We start from the raw sequence: 17,086 nt of genomic DNA, 5'->3' as shown, positions 1-17,086 counted from the left end.
TAGCCATTGCTCATAGAGGTCAGGAGAATAAAAAGAGTGAAAACGTCAGTGAACTTTGAATATCTAAGAAAAGACTGGCCAGAGCTGGCTGAACTGGGCGCATTTGCTGAAGCTTATGCGGTGACTGATCCTCAAAGCTCGATGGTTAAGCTTCGTTGTTATGTCGAAAAAATCGTTGGTTATCTATACCGAGAACTACGTTTACCTGTATTGCCAAATGCGTCCGTTCACGACAAGCTGACCAGTGCCTCGTTTACTGCCATTATTCATAAAGATATTCTCGATAAATTTCATGCTGTGCGCAAAGGCGGTAACAAAGCCGCCCATGACGGATATGTCAATCAGCATGATGCGCTCTGGCTACTCAAAGAATCCTACCTTATTGGCTGCTGGCTTTTCATCGCCTATGGGGATGGCTCCCAAGAAGAATGCCCTCGCTATACTCAACCTGATAATGCTCCGTTAGAGGGGGAGTCTAAAGCGGATTTTAAGCGCAAAAACAAACAGCTACAGCAAAAGCTCGCCCAGAACAGTGAGCAGCTTACACAGGCGTTAAAAGAGCTTGAAGAGGCGAAAGAAGCCCAGTTGTTGGCCCAGCAGGCTGCCAGTATGCTCAAGTTGGAAGTTGATCAAACTAAAGCAGACAAGCTAAAACGCAACACCCTCGAGTTGAAGAACAGCTTTGACCTTAACGAAGCGGAAACTCGTAAACGTCTAATCGATTCTGAGCTAAGAAGTGAAGGCTGGGACGTGGCACTGGCAGAAGTCAGCACTGAACAAGTATCCAAAGAGTACGAAGTTGATGGTCAGCCAACTCAAACTGGCAAAGGTCGTTGTGACTACGTGCTTTGGGATGACAACGGCAAACCACTGGCGGTTATCGAAGCGAAGAAAACCAGAGTGGATGCGCGAGCAGGGCAAGAACAAGCCAAACTTTACGCTGATGCGTTAGAAAAACAAACAGGCCAACGACCAGTAATTTTCTACACCAATGGCTACGATATCTGGCTGTGGGATGACGCTCAGGGTTACGTACCACGTAAACTGTTCGGTTACTACTCTAAAGACAGCCTGCAATACCTTATCCAGCAGCGTGCTTTGAAAAAAGATCTCAACAACACACCGATTGATACCGACGTAGCAGGCCGACTCTATCAAATGGAGTCGATCACTCGTGTATGTGAACGATTTAGCGACAAGCATCGTAAAGCGCTGATTGTGCAAGCAACAGGTACGGGTAAAACGCGCGTTTCTATTGCATTGACCAAGCGTTTACTTGATGCAGGTTGGGCAAAGCGAGTGCTGTTTTTATGCGACCGTAAAGAGCTACGCAAGCAAGCGGCAAACGCATTTAATGAGTTCACTAAAGAGCCGTTATTCGTAAAAGGCAAAAGCAAAAAAGATCTCGCGAGTAAAGCGCGTATCGTGATCGCGACTTACCCCGGTATGATGCAAACCTTCGAAGAGTTCGATGTCGGTCACTTCGACCTTATTATTGCCGACGAATCACACCGTTCCATCTATAACAAGTATGGTGAGCTGTTTAAGTATTTTGATGCGCTGCAAGTGGGCTTGACCGCAACGCCTGTTGAGATGATCTCCCGCTCGACCAGCCAGTTGTTTGGTTGTGACTACAAAATGCCAACGGCCAACTATCCGCTAGAACAGGCAATTGAAGAGGGTAACCTTGTCCCTTTCAAAGTCGTTTCTCATACCACCAAATTCTTGCGTGATGGCATAAAAGGCAATGAGCTCACTGATGAGCAGATAGCTGAGCTTGAAGATCAAGGTATCGACCCGAATGAGCTCGATTTTGATTCAAAGCTAATCGATAAAGCGATCTTTAACAAAGACACTAACCGCCAGATCATCCGTAATCTGATGGAACGTGGTCTTAAAGATGTCGACAATCAATTGCCAGGTAAATCCATCATCTTTGCTCGCAGCATCAAACATGCAGAGCTTATCGCCGATCTGTTTGCTGAAATGTACCCCGATCTGGGGGGTAACTTCTGCCGAGTGATTCACTCGAAATATGAACGTGCCGATGAGCTGATCGACAGCTTCAAAAGTGCCGAAGGCAACAAAGACGAAATCACTATTGCGGTGTCTGTCGACATGCTCGATACCGGTATTGATGTGCCGGAATGTATCAACCTTGTGTTTGCTAAACCGATCAAATCGAAAGTGAAATTTTGGCAAATGGTAGGCCGTGGTACCCGTTTGTGTGAAAACTTGTTTGGCCCAGACGAACATAAAAAGCATTTCTTGATCTTCGATCACTGGAACAACTTTGAATACTTCAAAATGAACCCAGATGAAGATGAAGGTGCAAAAGGTAAGTCTCTTGCGCAAAAGGTGTTTGAAGCGCGGCTAAATTTGGCTGATGAAGCACTTAAACGTGCAGAGATGGATATTTTCGATGCAGTGATCCCACAGATTAAAGGCGATATCGACTCGCTTAACGACAAAACCATCGAAGTGCGAGAAAACTGGCAAATTAAAGCGCAGCTAAGTGATGAAAAAATCTTGCACCAAATGGCCCCTGACACCAAAGAACTACTGCGTTCTACGATGGCCCCGCTAATGCAATGGAAACCGATTACTGGTGAGAGCGAAGCGTTGCGCCTCGATCTCCAGTTCTTAGAGCTTGAGCTTACCAAACTCAAGCAACCCTCCAAGGTCGATATTGTTGCGATGCCGATTATGGACAAGGTCACCACACTTTCTATGCACCTTAACGAAGTGCGCAGTAAGGCCAGTACGATTAAGCAAGTGCAGCAACCGAACTTCTGGAATGATGCTGACCACCAAGAATTAGAAGCTTGCCGAAGCGAGCTTCGAACGGTAATCCATTTACGTGATAAAGGTGCGACTCCCCCACCGAAGCCAACACCCGTATTAGATGTTAAAGAGGATGCGGCAGAATATCGCACTGAAGAGGTGAAAACCGATATTGTGACGGTGGACTACCAGATCTATAAACAAGAGGTCGAAAAAACGCTGACACCATTGTTTGAATCTAATGAAGTGTTGCAGAAAATACGTGCCGGACAATCAGTAACAGAAGCCGATTTAGACACGCTCAACGCGCTTGTGCATACCCAAAACCCAAGTGTCGATCTTTCGATTTTGAAAGAGTTCTTTCCGGAATCAACCGCAGGACTTGACCAGATTTTACGTACCATCGTTGGCATGGATGCAAAGGCGATTGAAAATGAGTTTACGGCCTTTGTGCAGCAAGTACATACCCACCTTAACTCAAGACAACAACGCTTTATCGGCATGCTCAAAAATCACCTTTGTCGCTACGGTAGCGTTGATATTGAACAGTTGTACGACGCGCCATTCAATCAGATTGATGATGCTGGCTTAGATGGTGTATTCCCAATCCCTGCTCAAGCGGATGTGGTGGAACAGTTTGTTCGTCGCTTTAGTGTCCATTTGGGTGAGAAACAATCAAGTGTCGAGAAAGTGGTGAATTAATCCTTTGGAGATACCAACCTGCTCAGTACACTACTACCAATTACATTTGTCGCTGCTTTTTCAGGTAAATAGTGAAACTGCCAGCGTCAATTGCCATAAAAGAATATAGAGAATAGATAATGATTACATCAGGCGCATTGAAGAGCCAAATTGACAAACTATGGGAAGAATTTTGGACAGGTGGGATCACCAACCCGTTAACCGTAGTTGAGCAAATTACTTATTTGATGTACGCCCGCATGCTAGACATGAATGAGCGTAACGACGAAAAACGTAGCGCACGAACGGGCAAGCCATTTAATCGCCGTTTCCCTGAACACAAGCAACACATCCGTTGGGAAAACTTCCGTCATCTTGGCGCAGAAAAGTTATACCCACTGGTAAAAGACGAACTCTTTCCGTATTTCAAAGAACTCACGTCTGATGACACTCTGTTTGCGGAATTTATGAAAGATGCGCAGCTCATGATCCAAAAGCAATCGCTACTGGTGAAAGCGGTTGAGTTGGTGGGTGAACTGCCATTGGAAAACAAAGATGTAAAAGGTGATTTGTACGAGTACCTGCTGTCTAAACTCACCACGGCAGGCATCAATGGCCAGTTCCGTACGCCGCGCCATATTATTCGCGCCATGATTGAAATGCTCGATGTAGAAGAAACACACCGAGTGTGTGACCCTGCCTGTGGTACAGGCGGCTTCCTATCATCAACCTACGAATACCTGTTAGAGAAGTACTCCTCACCAGAGGGGACGGAGAAAGAGCAAGCCTTTGACTCTGAAGGTAAGCCTGTTTTAGATGTGTATGGAAAGCCAGTATTTAACTACCTTTACGCGGGTGACAAGTTAGAGAACCGCCACCACATCGATACCGACATGTTCCACGGCTTTGATTTTGACTCAACCATGCTTCGCGTGGCAGCAATGAACTTGGTGATGCACGGTGTAAAACAGCCAGATATTCACTACCAAGACACCTTAAGCCAAAGCTTCATTGAGCGTTATCCTGATGAAGCGAAAAACGGTTTTGATATCATCCTCGCCAACCCGCCGTTTAAGGGTAGCTTAGATGAAGAAGATGTCGATCCAGCAATTCTAAAAGTAGTCAAAACCAAAAAGACCGAACTACTGTTTGTGGCATTGATCCAACGTATGCTGAAAGTCGGCGGTCGCACGGCCACCATCGTCCCTGATGGCGTGTTATTTGGTAGCTCTAAAGCGCACCAAACTCTACGTAAACACCTAGTAGAAGATAACCAGTTGGAAGCGGTAATCTCACTACCAAGTGGTGTGTTTAAGCCCTATGCGGGCGTTTCAACTGCTATATTAATTTTCACCAAAGGTGGTAGCACCGATAACGTTTGGTTCTATGATGTGCAAGCCGATGGTAAATCGCTGGATGATAAGCGCACCCCAATCAAAGACAACGACTTGCCAGACTTGGTTAAGCAGTACAAAGCCTATCAAGCGGCAGTAGTTGAAGGCGGCTCTACTGAACAATGGGCAAACAAAACGCAAAAAGCCTTCTTGGTGGCAAAAGACGACATTAAGTCGAACAAATATGATCTGTCGATCAACCGCTATAAAGAAGTGGTGTACGAGCAAGAAAGCTACGAAGAACCAAAAGTGATTTTGGGTAAGCTCAAAGCACTAGAAAATGAGATTCTGGCTGACTTAAATGATCTGGAGTCGATGCTATGAGTTGGCCATTGGTAAAACTAGGAGAAATTGTTCAAAATTGTAATGCTAAAAGAGTTCCATTAAAACAAGCAGACCGCTTAAATAGACAAGGTTGCTATGATTATTATGGTGCTTCGGGCGTTATAGATCATGTAGATGATTATATATTTGACGGTGACTATCTTCTAATTGGTGAAGATGGTAATAACTTAATATCTCGCTCAAGCCCAATCGCTTTCCATGCTAGAGGTAAGTTTTGGGTCAATAATCATGCTCATATACTCGCATTTAATGGAAAAGCTGACTTAGGTTTTTTGGCTTATTACATAAATAGCATCAATCTAGAGCCTTATGTAACAGGTTCTGCTCAGCCGAAGTTAAATAAAAAAAACTTAGACTCTATTCTAATCCCACTCCCACCACTAGAAGAACAAAAACGTATCGCTGCCATTTTGGATAAAGCCGACGCGATTCGCCAGAAACGCAAACAAGCCATTGACCTTGCTGACGAGTTTTTACGCTGCGTGTTTTTGGATATGTTTGGTGATCCGGTTACGAATCCGAAGGGGTGGGATGTAAAGAGCTTATCCGAAATCGCTCGTATCCAAATAGGCCCATTCGGGACTCAGTTACATAAACAAGACTATATTGAAAACGGTATACCGCTCATAAACCCGACTCACATTGTTCGAGGCGACATTATTCCCAAGAATAACTTGACGATATCAAGTGAAAAACACCAGGAGCTCACAGAATATCATCTCAAAACTGGAGATATCGTAATGGGTAGAAGAGGTGAGATGGGACGATGTGCCATTGTTAATGAGCGAGAAGATGGATGGTTGTGTGGAACAGGAAGTCTATTTATCAGACCAAGTAAAACAGGAGTTTTCTCCGAATATTTAAACAAGCTACTTTCTAGTGAGGCAATTAAAAAGCACTTAGAGGGGGAATCTCAAGGTGCAACCATGCCGAACTTGAACAAAACGATTGTAGGTAATATTAAGGTCCCTGTCCCAAGTGATGAAGCTTTGAACCAATTTAGCTCAATAAAATCTCAGTTTCTTAGGTACTTGGATACTTTGCACAGTTTCAGCAGTGAGAAATATTTTGAGTCTTTGAGCCACCAATCTTTCTCAGACCAACTATAAATTTCAGAGGTATCTTCGGATGCCTTTTTTGATCAAAGATTAGGATTGTATGCAACTTCAACTCAGCGCTACCAACGCGCTAAACAAATGGCTAGAAGCCGACTTCCCGCGTTTGCCAGCGGGAGAGGGTAAACAAGCAGGTGTTAATAAACTGAGCTCGGATGACACTACTATGAGCTGGCAGTTGCACCTGATTGAAAACCGTTACCGTTCGCTAGAAAAAAGTCTCATCGTTTGTGAAGCCAATAGCCGCTTCACCTATTTTATTCCGCTCAATCGAATGATGTTCACGCCCGTCGAACTCGCTGAACGGTTAAAAATAGAATGGCAGTTTGCCTTTGTGGAAGCTTTGGAAACGAGCGGCTTAGTTAGCCATTATGACATTGCTACAATGCTATCACAGCTCAGCGACATTGAGTTCGCGCCGTACTGGATAAAGAACACCGACCTGAGTGTTAACGGCCATATTGCTGATGCAGCACAATGGGTCACGCAAACCTTAGAGGATAGAAACCTCGAGCGCTTAAGCCAGCCGCTAGCATTTGAGATTTCTAACTATATAAACTCTCAAACTAAAAGCATCAAGGTCAACAACAAGAAACAGCGCTTCATTCCAATTGAGCGGTTGTTTGAATACGTTAAACAAATCACTCAAAAAACGCCATCGTCTTATGACATGAGTAATGTTGTTCCTTTTAGACGCTAGCGCTGTCTTCATCCATGACATTACACCCCTCCAATGTAATATTAGTTACTATTAGTAATCTTTCTTGTGTTTTTTCTAGTTGGTCTTGCATTAATTTCAATAAATACAATGGGATAGATTTTTGCATGTAACTTGTTATAGCTTTCTAATCAAAAACTATCTATCGATACCGCACGCATTTAGATTTATTGGTTATTATGTGACAAGTAACATACAAATGCGGGATGTGGAGCGTTAGAGAACGCTGTTTTTATTGATATCATGTGAATACACAATAAAAACATGGAACTTCCACTTCAATACAAAGGCTGGGTAAAATGGATTTGAATATTCCTCCTGTGGAGGGGCGTATCAATACAACAAGCAATTCGATATCGCCTGTCACTATCGAAGATTGGTTGACGAGGCTTTTACATAGAAACGAGCTGTCATTACCAAATGGACAACCACTTTACCAATATCACGTTAAAGAATCGGAATTTATTGAGCTGCGAAACATTCTAATACGGATAGGCAAAGTTCAATCAAGCAAAACTTGGTGTGCTGCTTTCTCAATTTTTTGTTCAGAATGGTATCGTCGCTTTTACATGGGGGGCTGGACCTGGTTTGGGATTTGGGAGTCATTAGGCTATGAACTCGACGCTAACATTAGACAGAATGTCGTTGAGCGCGGGCTAAAAGCCTACTGGGGGCGTCCTATTAGCCAATATCAAGACGAAAGAAACAGCTATCTTGGTTCATTGTTTAAAGAGGGAGGGCTTCCTTATGGCCTGCTTGCCAGTGAGGATAGCCGCTTTCAGGCAATATTCAAACGCATATTAAAGTCTTATGAAGATGCAAAAGACTTTGGATATTCGCCAGTAGAATTGGTGACCGAGTGTATGGACTCTTTACCCGAGGCATTTAAACAAGAGACCACCGTTAACTTAATTACTCGAATGACTGAGTTGTTATTGCGTCTAACTGAAGACTACGATTTGGATGAACAGAACAATCCAGCTGCATATCTGGATGATAACGCTGGCGGTTGGCGTGAACTGTTTCCTATCCCATTGGACGGTAATGCTGGTAACGAATTTTTGTCTGGTTTGCTTTCATCTGCATCACAACAACATCGAAATAAAAAACATGCAGATAAGAGGATTACATGTCAGCAATGGCTCGCTAATACATCAGAGTTCCAGTTTGTCACCCAGATCAAGCTCGCCAAAATAGTAGATATGCCTTTTAGGCGCGAAGATACGGTCACTAGTCGTGTAGAGCTATTTATTTATGAAGGTAGTACGCCAATTGCGGAAATCGGCGTTGGTCATATTCATAGTGATACTGGCAAGTGTAGTGTCGTTTTAAGGTCCACGTCTTGTCGATTCAATCGAGTTGACCCAAAACAAGCGCTGTATCTAATTGTACTTCAGGCCGGTAAGTTACTTCATAGAGAAGAAATATCTAATTCGGAAATAATGATTGGTGAGGTACCGGTAGTACTAAGTTGCATTGATGAAAAAATGATGTTTGTTGGTACAGGTAGCATCAGTACTAGAGCGGAATCGTTGACTGTATTATGTCCATCAAATGCGGTAGTAGATGAATCAGAGGCTAAAGATGTAAAAATCACGACAGACTATGGTTATACCGTAGGTACATTTAGTGGTACGTTGAAAGTCTCTGTGAATAATGGGCTTGAAATAGATCGTTACCTGATAACGACCTCTGCGAACAACATGCAGTATGATGAGGTCAGAATAGATGGAAAAATACTTCCTTTTAGCACAGCTAAAGGCCAGCCCGTTTATCTGGGGTTACCCAAAATTACTACACAGGACATTTGCTCTCAGGTTGTAGTGGCAGGTGAACCCGTTGGTTTGGGGCATAAGGCAAGCATTTTTGGTTTACAAAGTATAAAAGTAAAGTCGAACAAAGGTCATACGCTTTTTCAAAAGAGACTGGCGATTTTGCCCAAGTCATTCGAGATCAGATTAAGCTCTTCCGAAGACGCAGACAGAGGGAGTATTGAACTCCATTGCGTAAACCGATTTACCGTTAAGGTATTGAATGCTGAAGTTGATGTGGTCGCTCGTTCAACAGAGTATGGTAAATGCCTAGAGATTAAATCAACTTTATGCATTCCTCCTCGTGAGCTTTTATTAGAAATCACGACCAATTTAATGGCGGCTCCGGTTGTGGTAAGTGTGCCTTTTCCTTCAACGGGTGTTTTAGCTTACGACAAGGATAACAATAAACTGCCTCAGTTGTTGACAGTGGCGGACTTGCTGGGTAGTCGGCTTATGTTGTTTCCAAGGCTTGGTAAGCAGTGCAGCTATAAGATCGAACTTAGCTCTCCTAACAGTTCTCGACAGGCTTACTACCTATGGGAATATAAGGTTCAGGGTCAGCCACTCGAAATTAGTTTGTATGAATTTAGACATAATGTACGAGAACTATTGGCTACAAATGGAAATTTGGATGATCTAGTCCGACTTGAGATAAGCGGGGCATGCAAAACTGTTCAGTTTCAGATTGGACGCTATTCTTCGATGACTCAATTTGAAAACTCATGCATCAAGTTTGAAGGTGAGATTAAGGATTTTGGTAAGATTAAGCCTGTGCTAATTGATCTTACGAATCCAACGGTTCACCCCAAACCATTGACCCAAAGAGAGTCTCAAGGTGTAGCTACTGGTATATTTGAACTTTCTTCGTTTCCTGAAAATCCATCTCTAATCGTACCATCACCTGATTCTCAAGTAGCATTTCGAGCTAGATTTGTTCCCGGAAGTAAAATTGCAGAGAACCCAATTGATGTCCGAAGTTTACAGAAAGCCGCGACAGTTTGTCATGTCAATCCTAGTGCTATAGATGAAGTGTTGGGTCAAATGGTTAAGGATTTTGACCATAGTGGCTGGACATTTCTTGCTGATCTTGAAACAAGATTTGGCTATTTGCCGCTAGCAACGTTTGAAATCTGGAAGTCAGTAGTAAAAAGGCAGGACGTATTGGCAGCACTGGCATTTCGCTTTGATAACCCTATTCCTTTGATGAGTAGGTTACAGTCTGAGTTCAACGTAATGTGGGAGCTAATACCGATCGCTGCTTGGAAGCGCATTTCTCAAAATTTCATTCAAGGAATTCGTGATGACGGTTACCCAGAAAGGATTGTCACGAAGCTAATTAACCAGAAGCTAGACAATATATCGCAAATATGCCCTGTTTTCGAATCTGATTGCAGACATTTGGTTCTTGATAAAGCAATTATCCCTCAAGAGAATCTCAGAGGCGTACTACAGTACTTCTCGGCTCATTCAGTATCGGAAGTTAGAAGCTTACACACTAGTGACCGACGCTGGCCGACGATGTTTTCAAACGATATAGAAGAGTGGTGTCTCGACCATTACCAAGACCTTGTGACATTTTCTATCCCCGATGGTAAAGGTTTTCAAAAGGCGGTGTTGTACTTTCCATTGTATGCATCAGCTCTGGTTTTACAAAAAACAACGCTTTCCGAAATTGGTATTAGCGATGAGCCTGCGAATGAGTTTTTTCTTCGCCAGCTCATTGAGTTTGACCGTCAGTGGTTTGTTCCTATGTATAAATTATTACTTTGTATTATGGCTGGTGAGAGAAAATGAAAGGCTATTTTTCAACATTAAAACAACAAGCAAACAATCGTGCGAAAGAGTCAACATTGAGTGTTCTCGGTATCAGCAACCCCTCATTGCGTAACCACCTAAGCGAACGATTTGAAACAGTTGAGCCCTTTGTTCATGGCCCTGTTTTTGAGCAAACCTTTGCCTGGGAAGAAAGTAAAGTTCAAATGAGCGATTTGGTCTCAGAAGGACTGCTTTCAAAGGAGCTAGTAACAGCATTAGACGATGATATTAACGGAAGGTATGCATTTAAAGCTAAGTGGTCTCCATTCAAGCACCAGCTGGCGGCATGGCGAGACTTACTCAACCCAGAGCCTAAATCTAGAATTATTACCAGTGGTACAGGTTCGGGGAAAACCGAGTGTTTTATGGTTCCTGTCCTTGAAGACTTGGTGCGGGAAGTAAAAACCGAGGGGAAAGCACTAAAAGGCGTAAGAGCGCTATTCCTTTACCCTTTAAATGCATTAATCAATTCACAGAAAGAGCGTCTAAACGCTTGGACGCAACATTTTGAAGGTGATATCCGCTTTTGCTTGTTTAATGGCAATACTCCCAATGACCCAAGCGCTAGCCAGAGTCAAATACAGACCAAGCAGCCGCAAGAAGTGTTGTCACGTAATCTAATGCGCGATAACCCAGCTCCAATTTTGGTCACGAATGGAACAATGCTTGAGTATATGTTGGTGAGACAAGCTGATGCTCCTATTATCGAACAATCGAAAGGAAAATTAAGGTGGATTGTTTTAGATGAAGCGCATACTTACGTGGGTTCTCAAGCTGCTGAACTTGCGTTGCAACTTCGTAGGGTAATGCAGGCGTTTGAAGTAGAACCGGAAAATGTACGTTTTGTGGCAACATCGGCAACAATCGCTGGCTTAGAGGCTGAATCACAACTTAGAACGTATTTAGCTGAGCTTGCTGGTGTAAGTGAAACACAAGTTGATGTTATTGGTGGCAAGCGAGCAGTACCGAAACTTCCTGATTACCCACTTAATAACAAAGATATCTCAGTCATAGAGAGCATTGACCCTGACGGAGAGTTGCCTGAAAACAAAAAAGATGTCCAAGACCCTTATGTATCGGCAAGTCGCTATCGAGCGTTATGTGAATCTGAAATAGCGAAAAGGATAAGATCTGCGTTTACTGCCAAAGACTCTAGTCCGTTACTCTTTTCTGAGTTAGCCAGTAGTTTAAGTCCAATCAATTTGACCGAGAATGAACTGTATCGTTGGTTAGATATATGCACTGGGACGAAAGAGTCATACGATAGAAATGCACAACCCTTCCTTAAATTGAGAGCTCATTACTTTCAACGAACTTTAAACGGACTTTGGGCTTGTATTGACCCCAATTGCTCTGAAAAGTCAGGCACCCATCTCAATCGAGATTGGCAGTTTGGTCAGGTGCTTAGTGAGCAAAGACAGAAATGTGACTGTGGTGCGCCGGTACTAGAGCTGTCATTTTGTAGCGAGTGTAATGAACCGCACTTGTTAGGTGTAGATAAGACCGGAGTACTTACTCAATGGACAGGTAAAGTAACTGATGAGTTTTCTCTCTTGGAAGAGGGGGAAAAATACATAGATGAGGAAAGAACAGACCAATATAGCGCCCTTAAAGCTAGCGATAGTATGCTGGTTCTCGCTGCTACTGAAAACCAAGAAAATATATTTTTTGAAACTATTTATGACCACGATGGTAAAGAAGCGAGTGTTAAGTCGGGCAGTATACGGTTAGCTAAATATCTCGATGACGGCGAGCAGTGTAGCAAATGTGGATTCTCCGGTAGAGGACAACATGCTAAAGCACTACGACGAGGCTTATTAGGAGCTCCATTTTATACAACAACCGCTGTACCAACCGTTTTGGAGTATTGCCCCGATATTGAAAAAGATAAAGAAACTGGCTACGGACCATTAGATGCTCCGGGGCGGGGGCGTCGCCTTATTACTTTTACTGACAGCCGCCAGGGCACTGCGAAAATGTCAGTTCAAATGCAGCAGGAAGCGGAACGTTCTCGACTACGCGGTTTAGTTTTCAAGGAGTTGAGGAAGCACGTTGAAGAGGAACTTGCGATCGATTCTGATTTATTAGATATCGTTCGTCCATATATCGAGGATTCAACGGTTGAGGATATCGAAGAATTTATCCTTATTGCAGGGAAGAGGAAACCACAAGTTGCTGAAGCGCTAATTCAATACCTTTCAGCACTCGAGAAAGGAGCATCAAGGTATTCTCCAAAAGCAATTTCTTGGAAGGAATTAGCCGATAGAATTAGCATGGATAAGGATTTACAGAACTCAATTTTGACAGAGAATAAGAGACTGTCTCCTGAGGTGTTTGACGTAACCACTGGCTCTTTAAAGCTCGCTAACATGTTATTGACAAGAGAACTTGCTAGGAGACCGAAGTTTAAAAACAACCTTGAAACACAAGGATTGATAAGGTTTGTTTATCCAGAAGTTGAAAAACTAAGTAAGGCTCCTGAGCAATGGAAAGAGAAAGGTGGTTTGACTCTGTCTGACTGGAAAGACTACCTAAAAGTCTGCCTTGACTTCTTTGTTCGTGAAAACACATACGTGAACATAGATAGGGAGTGGGGACGTTGGATCGGGATGCACTTTGCACCGAAAACCCTCATAGCTCCAGATTCAAAAGAAGAAGAAGAGAGTCGCATTAAGAAATGGCCTCAGATAAATAAAGGTAGAAAAATTCAACAAAGATTGATCACGCTGTTGCGTGTAGCAACGGGTATCGATATAGAAAAAACGGAAGGCGAGCAGCTAATTAACGGGTGGTTGCAGGATGCTTGGAAGACGTTAACCAAATTGCAAATTCTTAGAGATTCAACTTCAGACAAACAATATAGCCTTGATTTGAGAGAAGTTAGTTTTGCTTTGTTAAGTGAAGGGTATATTTGCCCAGTCACAAACAAGGTGTTGGATACAACCTTTAGAGGCTTAACACCATACATTCCAGCGAATGGTAACTATTCAGACTATCAGTGTACTCGCGTTAACCTTCCTCCAATTTGGAAGTTTGAAGGTAGCGATCGAGGGTATGACGAGTCGCTCCAATCAATACGTTCTGATATTGAGGAATCGCAGGAAATTCGTTCACTTAGAGAGCAGAATGTATGGACGGATATCAACGATAGAACCGTCGAAGGTGGTTTTTATTACGCAACTGCTGAACATTCGGCGCAGCAATCGGCAGAGCGCTTGGCAGACTACGAAGAGAAGTTCAAGAGTGGCAGGAAGAACGTCCTCAACTGTTCAACAACTATGGAAATGGGGGTTGATATTGGTGGTATTACTGCTGTTGTAATGAATAATGTGCCACCGCATCCGGCTAACTTTCTTCAACGAGCGGGGCGTGCTGGCCGTTCAAAAGAGTCTAGGGCTCTCAGCTATACGATATGCAAGAATAATCCTCATGACACATTAGTCTTTAATAACCCTAAATGGGCATTCACCACATCCATCCCTGCACCGCATGTTGAATTTAGTTCTAAGAAACTTGTGCAGCGTCATGTGAACTCCTACTTATTAGGACGCTATCTGGTCGATGTTATAGGCCCAACAGATAAAGAGAAGATTAACCTGAATCTTGAATGGTTTTATCTACCTGACATTGGGGGTAAGTCAGTTGCGGAACGTTTTTCTCTTTGGGTTATGAGTCTTGAAAACTCATATCTTGATGGTGTCAAAAAGTTAGTTAAAGGGACCGCTCTGTCGGGCGTGTCGCCTGATATTTTAGTAAAGCAGACTGCTAAAAAAATTCTAGAACTCAGTGAAAAGTGGGTTGGGGAATATAAATATATTCAGACAGAGCTTAATGATACGGCTCCAAATGGCCCATATGCTCATAAGCTCGACAACGAGAAGTCTCGCTTATGTAGAGAGTATCTGTTGAGGGACTTGGCAACAAAAGCATTTCTACCCGGTTATGGCTTCCCTACCGATGTTGTAAGTATAGATACGGACAACGTAGCTGATTATATTCGCGAGAAAAAATTCAAAAAGAACAAGAATCAGCTTGAGCGTGAAGACAACGTGTCAATTAACCGTGGCCTCCCTTCTCGAAACTTGTCTGTAGCTATTCGTGAATATGCACCAGGTTCGGAAATCGTCATTGACGGTAGAGTTCATCGCTCTGCTGGAATTTCTTTGAATTGGCAAAATGTTCATGTTGAAGGCTCAAGAGATGCCCAGAAATTTGATCTTGCATGGCGTTGTCCTCACTGTGGTCAGACAGGGTATGAGTCTAATCCGAATAAACAAGTTAACCTCGAGTCATTAACGTGCAGTAATGTAATGTGTGGAAAAGTTATTCCTATAGATAATGAGTACAGGAAAAAAGTTATCCAACCCACTGGTTTTGTGACTGATTATTATATTGAGCCTACTAACAACATTGCGCATCAAACCTATGTTCCAGTGCAACCTGCTTGGGTAAGTGCTAAGGGGGTTCCTGTACCTTTACCAGTCTCTGAATTAGGTTATATGATCACTGATCATCAAGGTAAAGTGTTTCATTATAGCTCGGGAATGAGTGGGACTGGATTTGCACTGTGCATGGCTTGTGGGCGGGCTGAATCTATGACATCAACGGGAGAGCTACCAAAAGCGCTAAACCTTGAACGTACACATAAGCCACCACGGCCAAGTAAGTTTGCCAAAGATGAAAATGATCGGCACGGGGATTGTGATGGCTCAGGAAGAATATTAGAAAGTATACATCTTGGAGTTCACTCACAAACTGATGTATTCGAGCTAGTTTTAAGGCACCCTGACACTGGAGAATATATCCCTGACAGTGATGAAGGTAGGGTCATTGCAACATCACTTGTTGTTGCGTTACGAAAAGCACTAGTAAAGACTTTAGGCATCTCAGTCAATGAAGTTGAATACAGTGTACGCCCAGCTGTTGTCGGTGAAAGTCAGCATGCGATGGTTTTACAGTTGTGTGATAGTGTAAGTGGTGGAGCTGGTTTCGCTACATCCACATCACATCACATTACTCAAGTATTGTGCCAAATGTTACGAGAGCTTGAATGCACCAAGGCTTGTGATGCATTTTGTCCGGATTGTTTACTAGAGTCTGATTCAAGACACGATACCGACAAATTGAACAGGCAGATTGCGCTCAAATGGTTAGGCGATAATTTTACTAACCATTTAAATTTACCTTCGAAGTATCAACGATTGCTAACTGAAGCTGAATATTGCCCTTTGAGCATTAAAGAGCAGCTTACATCAGTGGTTGCTGGCCAGGTTAGCGAAGTGAAGTTTGTTCTATCGAGCAATATAGAACGTTGGGATACGTCAGTAACCTTGCTCAAATCTCGAGTTTACGAAATGTTGAGTAATAATATTGATGTGTCATTTGTTGTTCCAGACGTCGATTATCCAGACGACATAAAATTATTCTTGAAGAACATCAGTAATATAGGCGCATCACTATACCTTACCAAGGACGATACTGGTCTGATGGTATTTCAAGCGAAAACTGATGTCGGCTGTTTTTCTTTAGCTAACCTAGAAGATAGTGCACGAATACCTGGTCTTGAATGGCTAATGTCGGACGATATCTCTGTCATCTCAACTGTTGAACCGGAACTTTCGGTAATTCCATACACTATCGAAGTGGAACCAGAGAGCGTGTCTCAAGTTGGGGCTATCCAGATAGAAGCTATCAAAGAGTTGAATGGAACGCTGACTCAATTAGGTGAGCAATTCAAGCAACTAGTGTGTGATAGTGATAGCCGTGTGAAGGAGCTCATATCGAGTAATATTATAAAAAAAGTCCACTATTCAGACCGTTACTTGCAAAGCCCATCAGCCGTAATGCTTGTATCCGAGGCCATAAAGGGTTTGGTTTGTGGACATAACGATTGTGAGGTTTTGGTAGATACCTGTTTTGATGAAAAGAACGGAAGACAGCCTGCATTTATCAGTCATGATTGGGACTACAAAGCAGACTTTAGGCAGATTTTTCAGGCTTGGTTAGAAAACGCTACTGGTAGAACAACTAAGATAAATATCGTTGAGGACAAAAAGACAATTCAACATAGAAGGGTATTAACTATTAGCTTTGAGTCAGGTCACACAGTTCAGATAACTTTAGATCAAGGCTTTGGGTACTGGTGGCTGGAGTTAACGCATGGCTTGCACCGATTCGACTTTGAAAGAGATAGTCTCGATCAAGTTAAAAGAATGCTTGAAGTGCAAGCAAAGGCAAGCGTTAAAAACAGTGCAGACTGGCCAACGTTAATAACGACAAGCTTGCTTTAGTTCGAAACTTCATGGCAATGGTAACTCGTCAAATAAGTGCTTCGATTTGGCAATATAGCGACTTGAAAGCGCCATTCATAGGATGGCGCTTTTATATGAATCAATAAGTGTCAGTAAAATAAATAACTAA

Annotated in this window: 6 protein-coding genes; all 6 read left to right on the top strand. The window is 42.9% G+C overall.

What is annotated here, in order from left to right; translation table 11 throughout:
- The first annotated feature begins 36 nt into the window (after positions 1–36).
- The 6 genes from RJ47_RS17045 (at position 37) to RJ47_RS17015 (ending at position 16,956) form a co-directional block, all read left to right on the top strand.
- Positions 37–3,486 carry a DEAD/DEAH box helicase family protein gene (locus tag RJ47_RS17045; protein WP_039485564.1) on the top strand — a complete coding sequence of 1,150 codons (3,450 nt, stop codon included), beginning with the start codon at positions 37–39 and terminating at the stop codon, positions 3,484–3,486.
- A 119-nt stretch (positions 3,487–3,605) separates the two neighbouring features.
- Entirely contained in the window at positions 3,606–5,183 is a 1,578-nt protein-coding gene (locus RJ47_RS17040; protein ID WP_039485561.1) for a type I restriction-modification system subunit M, read from the top strand.
- Positions 5,180–6,313 carry a restriction endonuclease subunit S gene (locus RJ47_RS17030; protein WP_052237978.1) on the top strand — a complete coding sequence of 378 codons (1,134 nt, stop codon included), beginning with the start codon at positions 5,180–5,182 and terminating at the stop codon, positions 6,311–6,313. The genes RJ47_RS17040 and RJ47_RS17030 overlap by 4 nt, the downstream gene beginning before the upstream one ends.
- Before the next feature lie 49 nt (positions 6,314–6,362).
- Positions 6,363–7,019 (top strand): hypothetical protein, encoded by a 657-nt coding sequence (locus RJ47_RS17025; protein ID WP_039485558.1) that lies wholly within the window; start codon positions 6,363–6,365, stop codon positions 7,017–7,019.
- 317 nt (positions 7,020–7,336) lie between these two features.
- Positions 7,337–10,645 carry an STY4851/ECs_5259 family protein gene (locus RJ47_RS17020; protein ID WP_039485557.1) on the top strand — a complete coding sequence of 1,103 codons (3,309 nt, stop codon included), beginning with the start codon at positions 7,337–7,339 and terminating at the stop codon, positions 10,643–10,645.
- Complete coding sequence (locus RJ47_RS17015) at positions 10,642–16,956, top strand: DEAD/DEAH box helicase (protein ID WP_039485554.1); 6,315 nt, start codon at positions 10,642–10,644, stop codon at positions 16,954–16,956. The genes RJ47_RS17020 and RJ47_RS17015 overlap by 4 nt, the downstream gene beginning before the upstream one ends.
- The last annotated feature ends 130 nt before the right edge of the window (positions 16,957–17,086 follow it).

This window comes from Vibrio sinaloensis, from assembly GCF_000808535.1.
Lineage (GTDB): Bacteria > Pseudomonadota > Gammaproteobacteria > Enterobacterales > Vibrionaceae > Vibrio > Vibrio sinaloensis_D.
The sequence above is the reverse complement of the archived record's forward strand: the minus strand, read 5'-3'. Positions and strand labels throughout refer to the sequence as shown.